General features: G+C 59.5%; 15 protein-coding genes. 10 read left to right on the top strand and 5 right to left on the bottom strand.

The window, feature by feature from the left end; all coding sequences use genetic code 11:
• Positions 1–109: 109 nt before the first annotated feature.
• The gene (locus ACILSR_RS21570; RefSeq protein WP_395751867.1) at positions 110–913 is read right to left on the bottom strand and encodes a DUF4190 domain-containing protein; all 804 of its coding nucleotides are present in this window, start codon (positions 911–913) and stop codon (positions 110–112) included.
• 171 nt (positions 914–1084) lie between these two features.
• On the opposite strand from ACILSR_RS21570, the gene gnd reads away from it, so the two are divergent.
• The 6 genes from gnd to ACILSR_RS21540 all read left to right on the top strand — a co-directional run bounded on the left by gnd (position 1085) and on the right by ACILSR_RS21540 (position 7076).
• Positions 1085–2527 (top strand): decarboxylating NADP(+)-dependent phosphogluconate dehydrogenase, encoded by a 1443-nt coding sequence (gene gnd / locus ACILSR_RS21565; protein WP_395751882.1) that lies wholly within the window; start codon positions 1085–1087, stop codon positions 2525–2527.
• A gap of 167 nt (positions 2528–2694) precedes the next feature.
• The gene (locus ACILSR_RS21560) at positions 2695–3936 is read left to right on the top strand and encodes an NAD(P)/FAD-dependent oxidoreductase (protein WP_395751866.1); all 1242 of its coding nucleotides are present in this window, start codon (positions 2695–2697) and stop codon (positions 3934–3936) included.
• A gap of 293 nt (positions 3937–4229) precedes the next feature.
• Positions 4230–4427 carry a hypothetical protein gene (locus tag ACILSR_RS21555; RefSeq protein ID WP_395751865.1) on the top strand — a complete coding sequence of 66 codons (198 nt, stop codon included), beginning with the start codon at positions 4230–4232 and terminating at the stop codon, positions 4425–4427.
• Positions 4428–4489: 62 nt separating this feature from the next.
• Positions 4490–5041, top strand: a complete 552-nt coding sequence (locus ACILSR_RS21550; protein ID WP_395751864.1) for a hypothetical protein — start codon at positions 4490–4492, stop codon at positions 5039–5041.
• A 176-nt stretch (positions 5042–5217) separates the two neighbouring features.
• Positions 5218–5958 carry an RNA ligase family protein gene (locus ACILSR_RS21545; protein WP_395751863.1) on the top strand — a complete coding sequence of 247 codons (741 nt, stop codon included), beginning with the start codon at positions 5218–5220 and terminating at the stop codon, positions 5956–5958.
• Complete coding sequence (locus tag ACILSR_RS21540) at positions 5955–7076, top strand: AAA family ATPase (protein ID WP_395751862.1); 1122 nt, start codon at positions 5955–5957, stop codon at positions 7074–7076. Before ACILSR_RS21545 ends, ACILSR_RS21540 begins: the two co-directional genes overlap by 4 nt.
• Before the next feature lie 79 nt (positions 7077–7155).
• On the opposite strand, the gene fusA is transcribed toward ACILSR_RS21540, so the two are convergent.
• The 4 genes from fusA to ACILSR_RS21520 all read right to left on the bottom strand — a co-directional run bounded on the left by fusA (position 7156) and on the right by ACILSR_RS21520 (position 12904).
• Entirely contained in the window at positions 7156–9228 is a 2073-nt protein-coding gene (gene fusA / locus ACILSR_RS21535) for an elongation factor G (RefSeq protein WP_395751861.1), read from the bottom strand.
• 591 nt (positions 9229–9819) lie between these two features.
• Positions 9820–10920 (bottom strand): glycosyltransferase family 4 protein, encoded by a 1101-nt coding sequence (locus ACILSR_RS21530; RefSeq protein WP_395751860.1) that lies wholly within the window; start codon positions 10918–10920, stop codon positions 9820–9822.
• A 1-nt stretch (position 10921) separates the two neighbouring features.
• Positions 10922–11707 carry a glycosyltransferase family 2 protein gene (locus tag ACILSR_RS21525; RefSeq protein ID WP_395751859.1) on the bottom strand — a complete coding sequence of 262 codons (786 nt, stop codon included), beginning with the start codon at positions 11705–11707 and terminating at the stop codon, positions 10922–10924.
• A 51-nt stretch (positions 11708–11758) separates the two neighbouring features.
• Positions 11759–12904, bottom strand: a complete 1146-nt coding sequence (locus tag ACILSR_RS21520) for a beta-ketoacyl synthase N-terminal-like domain-containing protein (RefSeq protein WP_395751858.1) — start codon at positions 12902–12904, stop codon at positions 11759–11761.
• A gap of 280 nt (positions 12905–13184) precedes the next feature.
• Between ACILSR_RS21520 and ACILSR_RS21515 the strand changes: the two genes are divergently transcribed.
• From ACILSR_RS21515 to ACILSR_RS21500, 4 genes are all read left to right on the top strand, one after another.
• The gene (locus ACILSR_RS21515) at positions 13185–14636 is read left to right on the top strand and encodes a polymer-forming cytoskeletal protein (RefSeq protein WP_395751857.1); all 1452 of its coding nucleotides are present in this window, start codon (positions 13185–13187) and stop codon (positions 14634–14636) included.
• Between the two features lie 250 nt (positions 14637–14886).
• Positions 14887–15633 carry a murein L,D-transpeptidase family protein gene (locus ACILSR_RS21510; protein ID WP_395751856.1) on the top strand — a complete coding sequence of 249 codons (747 nt, stop codon included), beginning with the start codon at positions 14887–14889 and terminating at the stop codon, positions 15631–15633.
• 265 nt (positions 15634–15898) lie between these two features.
• On the top strand, positions 15899–16891 hold the full coding sequence (locus ACILSR_RS21505; RefSeq protein ID WP_395751855.1) for a zinc-binding alcohol dehydrogenase family protein: 993 nt from the start codon (positions 15899–15901) through the stop codon (positions 16889–16891).
• A gap of 693 nt (positions 16892–17584) precedes the next feature.
• Positions 17585–18754: a class I SAM-dependent rRNA methyltransferase gene (locus ACILSR_RS21500; protein ID WP_395751854.1), complete on the top strand. Its 1170-nt coding sequence runs from the start codon at positions 17585–17587 to the stop codon at positions 18752–18754.
• Positions 18755–18903 lie beyond the last annotated feature (149 nt).

Here is an 18903-nt window from a genome sequence, read left to right as displayed (position 1 = left end):
CCGGATAAGCGTGGGCCGCACCTTGAAAGTGCGGCCCATTTCATTCAGAAAATAAGCGAGTCAGCAAGCCTCGTTTCGACCCACTCAGAAACGCTCTCCTCTGGCCCATTCAGGGCACCTCACTCGCTTTTTCCACGGAAGCCGAGCCGTCATTGCGGGCAACGATTTTCTTTTTGCTGAGATCTGGCTGCTTGGAGATCAAGAGGATAATGTTGCCTGGGTCGGCATCCGTGTGTTCTGCTCCGCGATAGTCCCAGCCTTGGCCTGGGACATTCATCATGCCAGTGAACTCAAGCAGCTTTCGATCGACCAGAATCTGTTCATCAAACAGGGTTTCGAGCGAGGGGGGGTACTTGCCATCGTGGTCCTGGGAATACATTTTCAAGCCCATGACCAGTTGCTTGGCATTGTTCACCGCCTTCATCTGGTAGGCCTGACTTTGCACCCTGCTGTAGACCGGCACTGCCAGCGAAGCCAGGACGGCGATGATAGTGAGGCCAAAGCCAAGGTAGCCCATGACGAGTCCGGCAATGGCCATTCCGCTCCCCTTCAGCGCACCCCCGGATTTTCGAATCTTCGAAAGGCCCAGGTGCCCCAAGATCACCGCTGGCAGGCCAGCCAGTCCAAAGGTCAGAAAAACCAAAATGCCGCAGATCAGACTCGCAATCGCCAGGCCCGAAGTCCCCTGCGAAGCCACCGCTGCCATCTGCGGCTGACCTCCGGCATGGACGAATACCCCGGAGTTGGCAGCGCTCGGCGGCGGGATCAGCTTTGACAAAGCCTCCCACTCCGCCAGCCCTTCATGCCAGCCAAGGTCGTTGGGCTTGAGCTCGCCCGCGACGAGGCGGCGCAGCACTTCCTCTTTTTCCAATGGACCGACCTTTTCTCCGTTCTGAGCCACGAAATATTGCATAAGGATACAGGATTAAAATGTGAGGCCGATGAGATAACCGAATCGAGGGACGCGGCACAACTCCTAAATCGTGCCTCTTTCCACCCTTTTCCATCAATCCCGCTCATGCCAGCCATGAGGAAATTCCCCTTTGCCAAGCCGGAGCGGGCAGCTATGTCTGCCACCCCTAATATGAGCAAAAAAAGTGACTTCGGATTGATCGGCCTCGCTGTGATGGGCCAAAACCTCGTTCTCAACGTGGAAAGCCGCGGCTTCCAGGTGAGCGTTTTTAACCGCACCACCAGCGTGACGGATGAATTCATCGCCAAGCATCCTGGCAAGGCCCTCGTCGGTTGCCACACCCTGGAAGAATTCGTGCAGAGCCTCGCCCTCCCGCGCAAAATCCACATCATGGTGAAATCCACCGCGGTGAAGGACAGCGACCGTGACGCCGTGGACGCCGTGATCGAACAGCTCATCCCCCTTCTCGACAAGGACGACATCATCATCGACGGCGGCAACAGCTTCTACCAGACCACCGAGCGCCGCGACGCCTACCTGACGGAAAAAGGCCTGCGCTTCATCGGCGCTGGCGTCTCCGGCGGTGAAGAAGGCGCCCGCAAAGGCCCCTCCATCATGCCCGGCGGCCCTGCTTCCACCTGGGAAGTCATGAAGCCAATCTTCGAATCCATCGCCGCCAAGGTCGATGGTGAGCCCTGCGTCATCCACATTGGCCCCGGCGGTGCCGGCCATTATGTGAAGATGATCCACAACGGCATCGAATACGGCGACATGCAGCTCATCTGCGAAGCCTACAACATCTTCAAGAACGCCGGATTCACCACCGACGAGATGGCCGCCATCTTCAATGAGTGGAATGAAGGCGACCTCCTCAGCTACCTAATTCAGATCTCCGGCAAGGCTCTGGAGCAGAAGGACCCTGAGACCGGCAAGCCCATCGTGGAACTCATCGTGGACAAGGCCGGCCAGAAAGGCACCGGCCAGTGGACGCTGCTCAACGCCGCCGAAAACGCCGTCGTCATCAGCACGATCAACGCCGCCGTGGAGGCCCGCATCCTCTCCTCCCAAAAGAAGCAGCGCGTCGCCGCCAGCACCCAGCTCACCGGTCCGACCGTGAACATCACCACGGACAAGAAGGAACTCGTCAAGAAAGTGCACGACGCCCTCTATGCCTCCAAGATCATCTCTTACGCCCAGGGCCTGGACCTCATCCAGACCATGGGAACGAAGAAAGACTGGAAGCTCGACCTCGGCCGCATCGCCGCCATCTGGCGCGGGGGTTGCATCATTCGCGCGAAGTTCCTCAACCGCATCACAGACGCCTACCGCACCAACGCCAGCCTTGCGAATCTGATGCTCGACCCGTTCTTCAAGGACGTGCTCAGCAAGACCCAGCAGAACTGGCGTGAAGTGGTGAGCATCGCCACCCTGAACGGCATCCCCGTTCCTGCGTTCAGCGCCAGCCTCGGCTACTACGACAGCTACCGCGCCGCACGCCTGCCCGCCAACCTGCTGCAGGCCCAGCGCGACTTCTTCGGAGCCCACACCTACGAGCGCACCGACAAGCCCGAAGGCCAGATGTTCCACACAGAATGGCCTGAAGTCATCGGCTAAAAGTTGCCCAGTTGCGCCGCAACTGGTTCTTCTCAAACCTCGCGAAAGCGGCTGGGAAAACCCAGCCGCTTTTTTGTGCACTCAAACCACCAGCATCCTCCATTCCCCGATGCACAGACCGGGCCATCACAAATTGCCGTGTCGTCGCGTCATGCTTTAATGGCGGCATGAAACAACAACGCGTTTTGATTCTCGGCGGTGGCTTTGCCGGTCTGGAGTGTGCCAAGAGCTTTCCAGAGGACCAATTTTCAGTGACTCTGGTGGACCGCTGGAACCATCACCTCTTCCAGCCACTCCTCTATCAGGTGGCCACGGCGGGACTGGCCATGACCGACATCGCGCAGCCGCTGCGGTCCATACTCTCCCACCGCAAGAATGTGACGACGCTGATGGGCGAGGTGCGCACCATCGATCTGGCTGCACGTCAGGTTCATCTGAAAGACCATGATACGCTGGATTATGATTACCTCGTTATCGCCGTGGGCGCGAAGACGGGTTACTTCGGACACAACGACTGGGCGCAGCACACGCTGGGACTGAAAAGCCTGGACGATGCCATGGCGATCCGCAAAAAAGTGCTGCTGGCCTTTGAGCGTGCTGAAGCCACGGAAGATCCCAAGGAAACTGCACACCTCATGACGCTCGTTGTGGTCGGTGGCGGCCCCACCGGAGTGGAGATGGCAGGTTCCCTGGCCGAACTGGCCAAAGTGGTGCTGAAAGACGACTTCCGACGCATCGATCCGAGTTCGGCCAAGATCCACCTCGTTGAATCTGGCCCCAAGCTGCTGACCACTTTTCCAGGCACGCTGCCAAACTACACGGAGAAGCGTCTGGAGAAGCTTGGTGTGACGGTGCACCTGAACTCTCCGGTAAAAGAGGTCGGTGCAGGCTACGCTCTCATCGGGGATCAACGCATTGAGTCCGACATCATCATCTGGGCCGCAGGAGTGGAAGCCAGCGAAGTAACGCGCACGCTAGGCGGGGTGCCTTTGGACCGCGCAGGCCGTATCCAGGTGCAGCCAGACCTGAGTCTGCCGGGTCATCCGGAAGTCTTCGCCGCTGGCGATGTGGTCTCATTGACAGATGCCAAAGGCGTCCGCGTTCCGGGCGTAAGTCCGGCAGCGATTCAAATGGGGCGCTTCATCGCCAAAACGATCATCGAAAATGGAACCACTCTTCCCCGCAATTCCTTCGTCTATTTCGACAAAGGCATCATGGCCACCATCGGCCGGAGCGCTGCCGTGGCCAGTGTAGGGGGCGTGCATCTGCGTGGCCTTCCAGCCTGGCTCATGTGGCTCTTCATCCACCTGCTCTTCCTCATGGGCATGCGGAACCGCATCATCGTCTTCCTCCACTGGGTCTGGTCCTACGTCACCTGGCAGCGCGGCGCCCGCGTCATTCAGTCCTGAGCGGAGCACACCGAACAAGTCCAACCACCATTTTTACCAGTGTCCCGTCGTCGGGAGGTGGCGACCATTTGCCTCCGCGCAGCAGGAGCGCATTGCGCCGGAGCATCTCCAGCCGCTGAAACGGCGACAGACGCGAAAGGCTGCCGCCCACGCGCTTTTTCAGAGGTTCCGTCAGGTCATTTACCACGCTTTTGACTTTACTCGCCCCGTCTCAGAATGGCAAGTCTCCTGCATTGTACAGATCGGCCACCTTTTTTCATGCAAACACGCCAGCCAGCCTTTACCATCCGGCCATGGCCTCCACCCTTACCCCTGAATACATCGCCAAACTGAGGAGCATGACAGGAGCAGAGAAATTGCGCATAGCGTCTGAGATGTACTGGGATGCGCGCAAGGTCAAAGCAGAAGAGTTGAGGCTGCAGCATCCTGAATGGACTGAGGAGCAGGTGCAGCAGAAGGTGAAGGAGATTTTCATGTTCATGGTGACTTGAATTCACCTTTGGGATACAAATGGACCTAGCAGCCACCGATCCATAAACAATAATGAGGACACATGAAAGCGCTCCTGACCACCCTAATGATGAGTGTATTGCACGCTCAATCTGAAGAGGAAATTGCGGTGAAAGCAGCGAGCGGGCGGTTCGAGGTGGCTCAATCCTATGAAGGGGACAGAGATCGGGGAGAAGGCGAATTTGTTGAAACGCTTCGATTCAGCAATTCCAAGCTCTCCGCCGTTCGGCTGGCCGGGGCTAGCTGGCCCGGGGTTTACAGCATCTCTCCTGACGAACACTGGCTGCTGCGAGTGCAGAAGACTGGATCTGGAGACAATGTTGCCATGCTCTATCAAATCAAGAAAAACGGGCGTGTCCTTGAGGTTCTTGGATTCGATAATCTCCTGTGGAGTGTTTCGGACAAGACTTCGAGATTGAAACAAAAGGAGCTTTACCATACGCGTATCACGGACTGGGAATGGAGTGGAAACAGTGGTTCTTTGGTTTTTACTTTGAAGGGAAGCAACACTGCAAAGAGCGGTGACGGGATAGAGTGCCGGATCATCTATGATTTGAAGACCGGGCGGGCTGTTGTGGAACCATCCAAGGAATAGCTGGCAAGACCAAGGTGAGCCTGAATCGACAACGATTGCAGGAAGAATGGAACAAGGCGCTGACACACGCGGCCAGATTCCGCCTGCAGAGTCCTCCTCAGCTCACGCAGATAAACGTTGGCTGCAAAAATTTCTAATCAACTGCCACCACCAGCCGTTGCATTCACCCTCACGCCATGGGTGCCACACGAGACGACTTTATCAAATACCCGCGCACCCCGCACCTGTTTGGTTCGAAGGGCACGGAGGACGATCGCCATATGGGGGCAAAGGATTCCGCGGCGTTCATCGCCAATCCGTCTTTGATCGTGGAGGAGAAAGTGGATGGCACGAACGTGGGCATCCACTTCACCGGCACGGGGCGCATGGTGCTGCAATGCCGCGGGCATGAGATCACGGAGGGCATGCACCCGCAGTATGATCTTTTCAAGCAGTGGGTGGCGGTGAAACGCCCCGTGCTGGAGGGCATGCTGGCAGACCGCTTCATCCTCTTCGGAGAATGGCTCTATGCGAAGCACAGCGTCTTTTACCGGGCGCTGCCGCATTACTTCTTTGAGTTCGACATTTATGACAAGGAGGCGGGCTGCTTCCTCTCTTTGGAGCGCAGGCTGGCCCTGCTCGAAGGCACCGGCGTGCACACGGTGCCTGTGGTACACACAGGAGCTGCGAAGCAGGAGCAACTGCTGGAGATCATCAAAGAATCCGCCTTTCAGGCTGAGTTTGAAAATCCGCTGACAGGCGGCACAGACGCGCGCATGGAGGGCCTGTACCTGCGCATTGAGGCCGATGGCGAAGCCACGGGGCGCGCGAAGATCGTTCGCCCTGAATTCGTGGAAAAGGTGAAACAGAGCGAGCACTGGCAGCACCAGCAGATGGTGCCCAACCTGCTCGCGGAAGGTGCTGACATCTGGTCATGAAAAACTGGAGCGACGTGCTGAAGGCGAGTGATACCGCGATTTTCGACTGGGCCGGAAAGCAGTCCTGGTCCGGGCCGATGCGCCAGTGCATGCAGGATGCCCAGTGGCATGCCGAAGGAGATGTGTGGACGCACACGGGCATGGTGTATGAACAGGTCACGCGGCTTGCGGACTATCCTGACCTGAGCCGGCTGGAGCAGATCATGCTGCTGTTTGTGGCGCTGCTGCACGATGCGGGAAAGCCTGCCACAACCATGCTCGATCCTGAAACAGGCCGCACTCGCTCGCCGAAACACTCCATCGTGGGTGCGACGATGACCCGCCAAATTCTACGTGAACTCGCCTGCGACCTGCCCACACGGGAGCACATCGTCAATCTCGTGCGCTACCACGGGCGGCCTCCCTACCTGCTGGAGTCGCGCGATCCCGAGCGCAGCGTCATCCAGCTTTCCAGCCTGCTTTCGAATCGACTGCTCTACCTCTTTGCCCTGGCAGACACGCGCGGCCGCCATGCCGAGGAAATGTCGCGACCGGAAGACACCCTGCACCTCTGGCGGGACACGGCCCTGGAGCAAGTTTGCTTCACGGCAGAGTATCCCTTTGCCAATGATCAGGCGCGCTTTCTCTACCACCGCGATGAACTGACGAGCCTCCACTACACACCGCACGAGGAGCCACGCTGCACTGTCACCATGATGAGTGCCCTGCCCGGTGCTGGCAAGGACACCTGGCTGGCCAGGGACCGGCGCGGGCTTCCCGTGGTGTCGCTGGATGCCGTGCGCGAGGAACTCGATGTCTCCTCCACCGACAATCAAGGCCATGTCATCCAGGCTGCGAGGGAGCAATGCCGTGAGCACTTGCGCGCTCATCGCGACTTCGCCTTCAATGCCACCAATCTGACCACCTCCCTGCGCAAACGCTGGATCGACCTCTTTGCCGATTATCACGCCCGCATCGAGATCATCTATCTCGAGCCGCCTTTGGCCACCATCCTGAAGCAGAACAAAGCCCGTGAAGCCGACGTGCCCGAGAGCGTGATTCATCGCCTGCTGGCCAAGACCGAAGTCCCCACACTCGCCGAAGCCCATGCACTCACGCTCATCGGCAGCCCGTCTTGACCTCTTGACTACACCTTGACCTCTTGACTCAAAAAAAGCGGGGCCTGCTCTCTTTCGAAAACAGGCCCCGCCGTAGGGTTCACTTGCCCTTGACCAACTTCGCCTTCACCGACTCCGGCACTACTTCATAGGAAGCAGGCACCATCGAGTAGCTGGCGCGGCCGCGGGACAGACTGCGGATGGCGCCCGCATAACCAAACATCTCCACCAGCGGCACTTCGGCGAGGATTCCCGCCTCGGTTCCACGATGGTCGATGTTCATGACACGGGCACGGCGGCGGTTCAGATCGCCCAGGATGTCTCCCTGATGCTCTTCTGAAACGGCGCACTCCACCTGCATCACAGGCTCCAGCACAACGGGAGCCGCCTGACGCACAGCTTCGCGGAGGGCTTCTCCAGCGGCCATGCGGAAGGCCTGGTCATTCGAGTCCTTCGCATGGAAGGCACCATCGACAATGCGTACGCGGACATCCACCAGCGGACTGCCGGCCAGAGGTCCGGCCACAGCAGCTTCGGCGATGCCACGACGCACTGCGCCCATGAAATGCGACGGAATGGTGCCACCGACGACAGCGTCTTCGATGACGATGCCCGAGCCACGCTCCAGGGGCTCAACGGTGAGCTTCACCCGCGCATACATGCCTGAGCCACCGTTTTGCTTTTTGAGCAAATGGTCGGCTTCAGCCGCCTGCGTGATGGTCTCGCGACACGCGATCTCCGGTGCGCCAGCAATCGTTTCGACGCCATGCTCGCGCAGCAGTTTTTCGCGGATCACTTCCAGGTGCAGCTCTCCCATGCCGGAAATCAGGCACTGGCCGGTCTCCTCATGAGTGCGCACACGGAAAGTGGGGTCCTCATCACTGAGGCGTCCCAGAGCGGTCGCCAGCCTCGACTGGTCGGCGGATTTCGCAGGCTCGATGGCCATGCTGACGACGGGTTCAGGGAACAACGGCGGCTCGAGCATGATCACGTGGTCCTCCAGGCACAGGGTGTCCCCTGTGCTGAAGTCACGCAGACCTGTGACTGCGCAGATGTCGCCCGCCTGAACGCTTTCGAGTTCATCCCGGCGATCAGCAAAGACACGGAGCAGCCTGCCGCAGCGCTCGGTTTTGCCGAGCCGCGGATTCAGGAGCGAGGCCCCCTTCTGCAGCGTGCCTTGATAAACACGCACATAGACCAGACGCCCCGCCTGCGGATGACGCACGACTTTGAAAGCCAGCGCTGCAAACGGAACCTCAATGGCCTGCGTGCGCTGCACCTCGGCAGGAGCAGGCAGGAAGTCCACGATGGCATCCACCAGCGCCGAAACGCCGATGTGCTTGTACGCACTGCCGCCGATCACAGGCACGAAGCGCCCAGCGATGGTCTGACGACGCACCGCGGCACGCAGCACCTGTGCAGGCACAGGCTGGCCTTCGATCCACAGCGCGGCGATCTCATCATCCAGATTGGCAAGCGCTTCGATCAGCTCACGCCGGGCCGTTTCCACGGCGGAAAGCCATTCCACAGGAAGGTCTTCCACAATGAATCCAGCGGGCGATTCTGCATTCGTACGCAGCGCATGCTCGTCGATGATGTCGATCTGGCCGCAGAGTGCGGACTCCGCGCCCCAAGGCAGCAGCACAGGCCAGGCGTTGGCGCCCAGCTTGGCACGCAGTTCATTCACCACGCGGGCAAAGTCGGCCCCCTGGCGATCCATCTTGTTGATGAACGCCACACGAGGCACGCGATAGCGGTCCGCCTGTCGCCAGACGGTCTCGCTCTGCGGCTGCACACCGCCGACGCCGCAAAACACGGCCACAGCGCCATCGAGCACGCGCAGGGAGCGCTCCACCTCGGCTGTGAAGTCCACGTGGCCGGGTGTGTCGATGATGTTGAGCCGGTGCGGCTGGCCCGCATGCAGACGCGTCAGTCCTTCCACCGAGCGCTGCGTCCATGTACAGGGCGCGGCGGCGGAGGAAATGGTGATGCCTTTGTCCTTCTCGATGTCCGAGAAGTCCGTGGTGGTATTGCCCTCATGCACATCTCCACACGCATGGATGGCGCCTGCATAGAAGAGAATGCGTTCGGTGAGCGTGGTTTTGCCAGCATCAATGTGGGCGGCGATGCCAATGTTGCGGATGCGGCCAGTGTCAGTCGTATTGAGTTTCATAAGAGTCAGATGTTCGAAGTTTGGAACGTGCTGCTCCCCGGACATGAAAAGGCCCTGATGCAGACTGACGGCATTCAGGGCTCCCGGGGATAGCAGCAAAATCTGACCTCTGTCTCTATGACATAGTCATCCCGAGCCCTGGCCGCAGCCGGGCTGAAGAAACTATTTTGAGAACGCGGGGTGTCATAAGACGCGGTGATGATTTAACATACGGCTTGAAAAAGTCAATGGCTGCACCAGCCTCCGGTCCCAAAACCAAACCAGGAGGGCCTTATGCAAAACAACATTGATCAATACGAACAGGCATCCTTTTTTCGAACGCTCCAGCAAGCGTCGTAAAGGCTACCCAAGCGAAACACGCGTCAAACGCGGCGTACGCATCGTCCACGGAGACAAGTGGCTGGAAGAGAAACTCGGCCGCGAGGATCTCTGCCCCTGCGGTTCCAGCCGCCGGTTTCAAAAACTGCTGCCTCGCCGCAGGCCGCTACGAAGGCGCGGAACGCCACCGCTTTTTTCCGTGAGTGAATGAAGCGACGCGAGAGCGCTGCCTGTTGTTCTTTGACAGCAGGCAGCGATTCTCAAGATGCCGCACTATCTTCCCTCAAGAACCTCCGCCCACTCCTGCATGTGGCGTTTCCAGGTAAGCGCCTGGACGGTCTCCCGTGCCGCGGCGGAGAGGGCCTGCCAGGCTGGAACATCATAAGCCAGAGCCTCCTGAATCCGGGCGGCCAGTTCCTTGGACTGCTGCGGGTGATAGAGCATGAGGCCGTTCTCTCCGTTGCGCACATGATCGACAGCACCATCCATGACTGAGACAAGGCCCGGAAGCCCGCAGGCCATGCTTTGCAGCACAGTGTTTGAAAAGGCATCATACTGCGTGGGATGAATAAACCAGTCGGCGGACTGGTAGAGCTCCACGAGATCACTCGTGACTGGCACAGCGCGGATACGGGAGGAGATGCCGAGGCGGTTTACCTTCTCACGCAGAGCGGAGCTGAGGCTTTTGCCGACGATCCAGAGTGTGGCGTCAATCCTCGCCATGGCCTCCAGCAAAGGCTCCAATCCGCGACGACGATGGCTGAGCGAGACGAAGATGAGCACCGGCTTTGCTGCATCTGTTTGCAGTTTCCTGCAGATGATTTCGCGAGTGTTCGCCCGATTCTCCGCCGGCTTGAAGAGATGGGTTTCCACAGGCGGCGAAATGATTCGATAGCGTTCGCCATCGGCACCGTAAACGCCCTGCAACTGGGCGGCCACACGGGCGGAGCTTGAGATAAACCGTTTGGTTTCGCGGCCAGTGTAGAGGCGGCGCTCGAGATGGAGTTCGTAGAGGTGCTTGACACTCAGGCGCTGCCACAGGGGGAGCAGATTGCCGTAAAGGCGGTGGCATCCGGTTCCATTCCTGTGGATGTCCTGCAAGCAGGTGCGGCCAAATGCAATGCTGAGATCCACGCCCGCAGCGGCGCGGGGGGCGAGGCGGTTGAAGTGCCACATCCGCATGGTGGCGGAGCCGCGGATGCGGGGCTGCAACTCCCAGCGGCCCGGCAGGGCGGCGCCGGTTTCAGGAGTGGTGAGGGTGGTGATGTAGGTCAGTTCATGACCCGCAGTGGAGAGGCGTTTGGCGAATTCGATGAGGTAATTCTCCACGCCGGAGCCGCGGATAATTTGCGGATGGATGAGGGCGAGTTTCATCTTATTGCCTCTTCCTGCTCTCTGCTGCGCTTTCATACATGCGGCTGTAACGGTCAAAGGTGAAAAAGGCGGTGGCGGCGGCGATCCAGAGCCCGGGGAAACCGTCGAGGAAGCCGAGTTTCAGGATGTAGGCGCGGGTGAAGCGCCACCAAGGGCGGAAGAGGGTGTGGAGAAGGGACCAGCGTTTTCCTTTGGACTGCTGGGTTTGCAGGAAGACGGTCGAATACTGCACGTGCTTGATGAGGTAGTGCTGGATGTTTTTGAAGGAGTAGTGAAGGAGGTCTCCCTGCAGCGTGGTGCAGGGCCCTGCAACGTCGAGGCGCTCGTGAACCTGGCCTCCGCCGTCTGCAATCCATTGACTTTCAGTGCGTCGGAAGAGGCGGATTTTGCGGTCGGGGTACCAGTCGCCGTGGTGAATCCAGCGGCCCATGAACCAGACGAGGCGGGACATCCAGGCACCATCGAAGCGTTCGTCATCGCCGTTTTTGAAGAAGTTGTGTATCGAATTCCGCAATTCGGGGGTGATTTCTTCGTCGCAATCGAGCGCCAGAATCCAGGGTTGGGAGCAGAGGGAGAGGCAGTGATTTTTTTGGGCGGTGTAACCCAGCCAGTCTTGATGCACAAAAGTTGCACCAAACTCGGCGGCGATTTCGGCAGTGCGGTCCGTGGAGCCGGAATCGACGATGATGATTTCCTCGGCGAGATCGACCACGCTGGCGAGGCAGCGGCGCAGGTTTTCCTCCTCGTTGAGAGAGATAATGGAGATCGAGAGAGGCAGGCGGGTCATGCGGTGCGGTGGGCGATATTCGCGAATCCGCCGCCGGTGCCAAGCACGGAATCAGATGACCGCGAGGGATACGGCCGCATTGTGGCCGCCCATGCCTGAGGCGAGTTTGATGATTCGGTCGCCGGAGGCGAGGTGGAAGGGGGCCTCGATCAGGGGGAGGCCGCAGGCAGGAGGGGTGAGGTTGGGGAGGGTGGCGGGGAGGCAGCGTTCGGCCATGCAGGGGGCGAGGAGGGCGACGTCCAAGAGGCCGCTGGCGCCGAGGGTGTGGCCGGTGTGGGGCTTGAGGGGGAGGAGAGGGACTTTGCGGCCATCGAGGGCACGGAGGAGGGCGGGAGGCTCGACGCGGGCGTGATTGAGGGTGCCGGTGGCGTGGGGGCAGAGCGCGACGACTTTGGCGGGATCTCCTGCCAGAATGGCGGCGCGCAGGCAGGATTCGATGCCGCCGCCGTCTGCGGGGATCATGAGGGTGTCGTAGGCGTCGCTGTTGGCGGAGTAGTGTTCCAGGCGACAGAGGCCTGAGGTGCTGCGTTCCAGGGTGACGGCCACAGCGGCTTCGGCGGGGAAGAAGCCGCTGGTGGTGGGGGCGAAGGGGTCGTTGAGGCCGTTGGTGGAGAGGAGACCGGTATCGCGGAAGTCCTGCAGGAGGGCGGGAATGAGGGGGAGATCGACGGCGACGACGAGGGCGCGGGGGGCGGCGCCACTGGCCACGGCCATCCAGGCGAGGCCGAGAGCATCGAGGCCGGAGGAGCAGCCGTTGGAAATCATCTGCCAGGGGCCGCGGATGCCGAGTTCGATGCTGACGGCGGCAGGTATTTCACAGTGCATGGTATTGCTGGCACTGAACTTGCGGAGAGGTCTGCGTGATGCATTCACTCCCAGCATTTCTCCTGCGTTGCCACGGCTGCTGGCACCGAACAGCCAGGACTGGCGCAGATCGTCCTGGCTCCAGCCAGCGCGGCGGACGGCTGAGGAGGCTGTTTGCAGGGCTGCATTGCTGGCTGCGCCGTAGCGACGGCCTTTCAGAGGTTCGCGTGAAGGCAGAGTGCCTGCCAGCAGAGAGGCGAAGGGCGTGTCTGCGAGGCAGGCGGACAGGGAGAGGCCGCCGCGCCGCTGACGCAGAGCGGTGAGGCAGTCTTCCAGCCGTAACCCCAAAACACAGGCCGTCTCCACGGCTGTGATAAACACAGATTCCATCATGACAAGATACAGCCGCAAAACCCACCCAAAGCAACCCCGCGCCACAACACACTGACACCAAACTGACAAAAAATAAGCAAGCCGAAGATTGACACTCAACTTAATAGCCAGCTATATTTTAAACCTCATGTTAAGGCAAATCATTGGACAACCCGAAGGGCAAAAGGAAGACAGGCGTTCCGAGGCACACGCACCGGCTCCAGCAGCTGAGCGCGCACCCATTCTCTCCACCGCATCCGCTCCCGCTGCACAACCCCAACGCTCACATCAAGCTCCCGTCATGACCACCAGTAAAAACGTTCTCGCCAACGACGTCGAAATCAAAGGTTCCATCAAGTTTTCTCACGATCTCATCATCGACGGTAAAATCGAAGGCGAAGTGATTTCTGACGGCAGCCTTACCGTGGGTGAAAACGCTCTGATCAAGGGCGAAGTGAAAACCCGCTCCGTCATCATTTTCGGCAAAGTCGAAGGCAACATCACCGTGCAGGAACGCTGCGAGCTGAAGAGCAACGCGATCCTGGTGGGTGACATCGCAGCCGGCACGCTTGCCATCGAAGAAGGCGCCACCTTCATGGGTCAGTCCCAGGTCGGTAAAAAAGCTGAAACAAAAGTCCCCCCCCACCAAAACAACACACTCTTTGGGGGTCCCCTTTGTGGGGGCGGTCTTATTTTGCCCCCCCGCCTCGTTGTTTCCACATTTTGCAAAAAATGCGGAGTGCACCTGACCGTGGAAAAACGCCGGGTCATTGCCTCGGCCGTGACCCGCTCAGGAGCCGGCATGGGAGATGACTGGGCGACGGAGAAGGCTCCTGCCAGTCCGGCCCCCACTCCTGCAGCCTCCGCTCCTGCCAAGGAAGCGCCACCGGCCAAACCGGCGGCTGCGAAACCCGAGCCGGTGCAGGCGCCAGTGCCTGAGAGCCAAGTGGAACTGCCCCTGACCGCCGCCGAGGGATTTGGGGCCTTTTTGCAAAGCCAGAACCTGCCTCCGCCTGCCGATGCAGCGCCGAAAGTGAGAGCGGAGACTGTTGAACCTGCTCCGGCGGCTGAGGCGAGCACTGCGAGCATGCGCCGTCCGCAGTCCAACTCCCCTCCCCCAACGCCTGCCCCCGCGCCGCAGACTGCGACGTCCCTGCAAAAGATGAAGGAGCAGGGGATGTACCGGAACCAGTATTTCAAGGACGCGGAATGCTTTGACTGCGGTCACAAGTTCAAGACCGGGCGCTCCGCCAAGTCCGCCAACTGCCCTGCCTGCGGGGCTTATATTTCACTGGAGGATGTGGAGATCAACATGACCTCCACGCAGCCAATCAAGACGCGTGGCGATGTGCTGATCCGCAAGCGCGGGCGTCTTTCCGCCAGCAGTGTGATGTGCCGTGATCTGGTATGCCAAGGCATCATTGAAGCGAATGTGACGTGCTCCGGAGACGCCACCTTCCGCACGACGGGAAGCATCATTGGTGAGATTCACTGCCACCGTTTTGTGGTGGAGAAAGGGGCGGACGTGGCCTTCCTGAACACCGTGCATGCCAGCGAGGTGGAGATCCAGGCCCGGGTGACGGGGACGATTTACAGCAGCGGGCCGGTGCTCATTGGTGGTGGCGGATCGGTGAATGGAGATGTGACGGCGCGGTCGGTCTCCATCGAGCCCGGGGGTGAACTCAACGGCGCGATGAACATTGTGAGGGGCAAGCAGCCGCCGCCTTCACTAGCGCCAGCGCCCGTGGCCTGAACGAGGAACTGGCATGAAAAAGGCGCGCGTGATGAATTTCGTGATCGCGACTTTTGTAACAGGGATGCTTGTCCTGTGCGGGCATGTGCTGAAGCTGGCGTTTAACGAACTGAGTCCGCCTGCGGCAAGCACTGCGTCTGCGCGTGCATCTGAGCCTTCGCATTCCTCATCGAAGGCTCGGAGCCCGACTTCCAAGCAGCCGGCAGTTCAAAAAGCTGATGCCCCCCCAAGACAGGGTGAAGATTCTTTGATGAAGAAAGCCGAAGCCTGGATCCGACCCGCCATGCAGATCATCACCCACCGCGACATGCCCCTGCCCTACCCCGCCCCACCTGCTGCTGAGAAGTGGCAGGGACTGCCTGCGGCGGAGCGGCTGAGTGATGTGCGGAAGCGGCTGCAGCCGAGACTTAATGAGGAACTGGCCTCCAAGCAGTGCCGGCTGGGGCAGCCGGTGTTTATCCGGATTTTCAAGGAGAGCCGTGAGCTGGAACTGTGGATGAAGGTGGCTGACAAGGCGGAGTGGCGGTTGTTCCGGAGTTATCCGATCGCGTGTTTTTCAGGGACGCTGGGACCGAAGACGCGGGAGGGTGACCTGCAGGCGCCGGAGGGGTTTTACAGTGTGGCGCAGAAGCAGCTGAATCCGGCGAGCCGGTATCACCTGGCGTTCAATGTGGGGTATCCGAATGCGTATGATCTGGCGCAGAAGCGGACGGGGAGTTTGATCATGGTGCATGGGGACATGTGCAGTGTGGGGTGCTTTGCGATGACGGATGCGGTGATCGAGGAGATCTATCTGGTGGTGGAGGCGGCGGTGAAGGGTGGAGGGAGTGTGCCGGTGCATTGTTTTCCGTTTCGGATGACGGAGGAGAGGATGAAGGAAGCGGATGCCCAGCATGTGGAGTTTTGGCGAGGACTGCAGGGCGGCTATGATGTTTTTGAGAAGGAGAAGCGGGTGCCGGAGATTGGGGTCGTGGGTGGGAAGTATTTGGTGAGGTGATGACGGAGCCGGAAGGGGTTGGCCGAAAGAGGGAAAAGAAGGAAAAAGTCGGAGGGGAGTGAAGGTAGAAAGATTTGGGGTAGAAAAATTTCCCGGAGGTTCTGAGAGGGGACTGTTTGGTGCGGGAGCGCGGGGGGAAAGAAAGGTTGAGGGACGGGCGAGCCGCTCAGGGGACTGAGCGGACCACTATGAGGTGGGTGGATTGTTTGTTGTGAGGAGGAATTATGGGATAGACCGGACAGGCGGGACGCCTATCCTCCGAGGTATGCGTGCGCTGACTCTTTCTGCTGCGAGGACTTTTGAATGGACGACTTTGCCAGAGGCGGAGGGGCCGGGAGTTGGGGAGGTGTTGGTGGGGATTCGGGCGATTGGGATCTGTGGGACGGATTTCAGCGGGTATCTGGGGAAGATGCCGTTCATTGAGTTTCCGCGGATTTTGGGGCATGAGCTGGGGGTGGAGGTGCTGGCGGTGGGCGATGGGGTGACGAATGTGGCTGCGGGGGATCGGTGCTCGGTGGAGCCGTACTTGAACTGTGGGACGTGCCACTCGTGCAAGCGTGGGAGCACGAACTGCTGTGAGACGTTGCAGGTGCTGGGGGTGCACTGTGATGGGGGCATGCGGGAGCGGATGGTGCTGCCGGCGCACAAGCTGCATGTGTGCAGTGCGCTGGGCTTTGAACAACTGGCGCTGGTGGAGACGCTGGCGATTGGGTGCCATGCGGTGAACCGGGCGCAGGTGGCGCCGAGTGATGATGTCTTGATTATTGGCGCGGGGCCGATCGGGCTGACGGTGCTGGAGTTTGCGCGGGCGGCGGAGGCGGCGATCACGGTGCTGGAACTGAACCCGGCGCGGCGTCTGTTTGTGGAGCAGAATTATCCGGGCGTGAAGGTGGTGGCGACGGCGCCGGATGAGGCGGCGTTTCAGGTGGTGTTTGATGCGACGGGCCACGCGGGATCGATGAGCGGGGCGCTGAGGTTTGCGCGGTTCACGGGGAGGATCGTGTATGTGGGGATCACGAAGGAGCCGGTGGGGATTGATGATCCGCTGTTTCACCGGAGGGAGCTGACGGTGATGGCGAGCAGGAATGCGGTGGCGTCAGACTTTCCGAGGATCTTGGGGATGATTCAGAGCGGGCAGATTGATACGAGGCCGTGGATCAGCCACCGGTGCGAGTTTGAGGAGCTGCCGGGAAAGATGGAGGAGTGGCTGCTGCCGGAGTCGCGGGTGATCAAGGCGGTGGTGGCAGTGGCGGGATGATGGGTACTTACTGCTTGAGAGACTGAAGCATTGGATTCATCCGTGCTGGTCGTGATATCCGTGGTTCAAATCCGGAATTTTTTGACCACGGATTTCACGGATTTCACGGATGACGGAAACTGAAGCAGTGAATTGATCCGTGCTGGTCGTGAGATCCGTGGTTCAAATACGGAATTTTTGACCACGGATTTCACGGATTGTCACGGATGACGGAAACTAAAGCAGTGAATTGATCCGTGCTGGTCGTGAAATCCGTGGTTTAGGTCCGGAGTTTTTGACCACGGATTTCACGGATTGTCACGGATGACGGAGGCCGAAACATTGGATTGATCCGTGCTGGTCGTGAAATCCGTGGTTCAGATCCGGAGTTTTTGACCACGGATTTCACGGATTGTCACGGATGACGGAGGCCGAAACATTGGATTGATCCGTGCTGGTCGTGAAATCCGTGGTTTAGGTCCGGAGTTTTTGACCACGGATTTCACAGATTGTCACGGATGACGGAGGCCGAAACATTGGATTGATCCGTGCTGGTCGTGAAATCCGTGGTTCAGATCCGGAGTTTTTGACCACGGGTCGCACGGGTCGCACGGATTGTCACGGATGACGGAATTCGGCATTCGTCATTTGCGCGAAGCGCTTTAACATCTCCTCCAATCCTGTTTAACAACCTTACTCCCCTTCCCTTCAACCATGCCTACTCTTACTGTTCAGCCACGCGCGCGTCTTTTTCACGGTCACCTTTGGGTTTATGCGACGGAGATTCAGAAGAGGTTTGGGGATCCGAAGCCGGGGGATGTGGTGCATTTGCAGGATGTGAGGGGGAAGCCGCTGGGGAGTGCGATTTATAATCCGCAGTCGCAGATCTCGGCGCGGCTGTTTTCGTATCGGCGGCAGGACCTGGATCTGGACTTTTTTACGCGGCGGATTCAGCGGGCGATCAAGGTGCGCGAGGAGTCGGGGGTGGATTTGAATTTGTGCCGCCTTGTGTGGAGTGAGTCTGATGGCATTCCGGGACTGATTGTGGATCGCTATGGCGACTTTCTGGTGGTGCAGACGCTGACGCTGGCGATGGATCTGCGGAAGGACCTGATTGTGCAGGCGCTGAATGATGTGCTGAAGCCGCGGGGCATTGTGGAGCGGAATGAGGTGGCGGTGCGCAAGGCTGAGGGGATGGAGCAGGTCAAGGGTGTGATCAGTGGGGAGACGCCAGAGCCGTTTGTGGTGCGGTATCAGGGCAGCGCGTTTCATGCGGACCTGATCGAGGGGCAGAAGACGGGGCTGTATCTGGATCAACTGGACAATTATCAGCAGGTGGCTCGCCTGGCGAAGGGTCGGCGGGTGCTGGACTGCTTTTCCAATCAGGGCGGGTTTGCGCAGGCCTGTGCGCTGGCAGGTGCGAGCGAGGTGACGGCGGTGGACATCAGTGAGCCGGCGACGGAGGTGGCGAAGCAGAATGCGGCGATTGCGGGTGTGAAGATCGAGTGTGTGGCGGAGAACTGCTTTGATTTCCTGAAGCGGAACGAGGCGGCGGGGACGAAGTATGATCTGATCATCCTGGATCCGCCGTCATTTACGAAGACGAAGAGTTCGGTGAAGGATGCGCTGCGAGGGTACAAGGAGATCCACCTGCGGGCGATGAAGATGCTGGAGCCGGGCGGGATCTTTGCGACGTTCACGTGCTCGCACCATGTGAGTGCGAGCGAGTTTCACAGCAGCATCACGGATGCGGCGGTGGATGCGAAGAAGACGCTGAGGCGAGTGACGACGTACACGCAGCGGCCGGATCATCCGATTCTGGCGACGATTCCGGAGACGGAGTATTTGAGAGGGTATGCGTATGAGGTGGTGGCGAGCTGGTGAGTGGATGGGTTTGGGGACGTTCGATTTTGCCGCAAAGGGGCAGAGAGGCAGAGGGAGCAGAGCTTGAATCTTGTTTTTGATCTTCTGTTCCTTTGGGATTGATCGGATGTTGCAGGATTTCTGAATTGGAGCGCGGGCTGATCGCGGAG

This window comes from Prosthecobacter sp., from assembly GCF_044222565.1.
Lineage (GTDB): Bacteria > Verrucomicrobiota > Verrucomicrobiia > Verrucomicrobiales > Verrucomicrobiaceae > Prosthecobacter.
Note: the sequence above shows the minus strand (reverse complement) of the source record. Positions and strands in the feature narration are given on the sequence as shown.

What these genes read in the sequence shown, in the direction of transcription:
- ACILSR_RS21570 (WP_395751867.1), bottom strand. Translation starts at nt 913, where the DNA reads ATGCAATATTTCGTGGCTCAGAACGGAGAAAAGGTCGGTCCATTGGAA.
- gnd (WP_395751882.1), top strand. Translation starts at nt 1,085, where the DNA reads ATGAGCAAAAAAAGTGACTTCGGATTGATCGGCCTCGCTGTGATGGGC.
- ACILSR_RS21560 (WP_395751866.1), top strand. Translation starts at nt 2,695, where the DNA reads ATGAAACAACAACGCGTTTTGATTCTCGGCGGTGGCTTTGCCGGTCTG.
- ACILSR_RS21555 (WP_395751865.1), top strand. Translation starts at nt 4,230, where the DNA reads ATGGCCTCCACCCTTACCCCTGAATACATCGCCAAACTGAGGAGCATG.
- ACILSR_RS21550 (WP_395751864.1), top strand. Translation starts at nt 4,490, where the DNA reads ATGAAAGCGCTCCTGACCACCCTAATGATGAGTGTATTGCACGCTCAA.
- ACILSR_RS21545 (WP_395751863.1), top strand. Translation starts at nt 5,218, where the DNA reads ATGGGTGCCACACGAGACGACTTTATCAAATACCCGCGCACCCCGCAC.
- ACILSR_RS21540 (WP_395751862.1), top strand. Translation starts at nt 5,955, where the DNA reads ATGAAAAACTGGAGCGACGTGCTGAAGGCGAGTGATACCGCGATTTTC.
- fusA (WP_395751861.1), bottom strand. Translation starts at nt 9,228, where the DNA reads ATGAAACTCAATACGACTGACACTGGCCGCATCCGCAACATTGGCATC.
- ACILSR_RS21530 (WP_395751860.1), bottom strand. Translation starts at nt 10,920, where the DNA reads ATGAAACTCGCCCTCATCCATCCGCAAATTATCCGCGGCTCCGGCGTG.
- ACILSR_RS21525 (WP_395751859.1), bottom strand. Translation starts at nt 11,707, where the DNA reads ATGACCCGCCTGCCTCTCTCGATCTCCATTATCTCTCTCAACGAGGAG.
- ACILSR_RS21520 (WP_395751858.1), bottom strand. Translation starts at nt 12,904, where the DNA reads ATGATGGAATCTGTGTTTATCACAGCCGTGGAGACGGCCTGTGTTTTG.
- ACILSR_RS21515 (WP_395751857.1), top strand. Translation starts at nt 13,185, where the DNA reads ATGACCACCAGTAAAAACGTTCTCGCCAACGACGTCGAAATCAAAGGT.
- ACILSR_RS21510 (WP_395751856.1), top strand. Translation starts at nt 14,887, where the DNA reads ATGAAGAAAGCCGAAGCCTGGATCCGACCCGCCATGCAGATCATCACC.
- ACILSR_RS21505 (WP_395751855.1), top strand. Translation starts at nt 15,899, where the DNA reads ATGCGTGCGCTGACTCTTTCTGCTGCGAGGACTTTTGAATGGACGACT.
- ACILSR_RS21500 (WP_395751854.1), top strand. Translation starts at nt 17,585, where the DNA reads ATGCCTACTCTTACTGTTCAGCCACGCGCGCGTCTTTTTCACGGTCAC.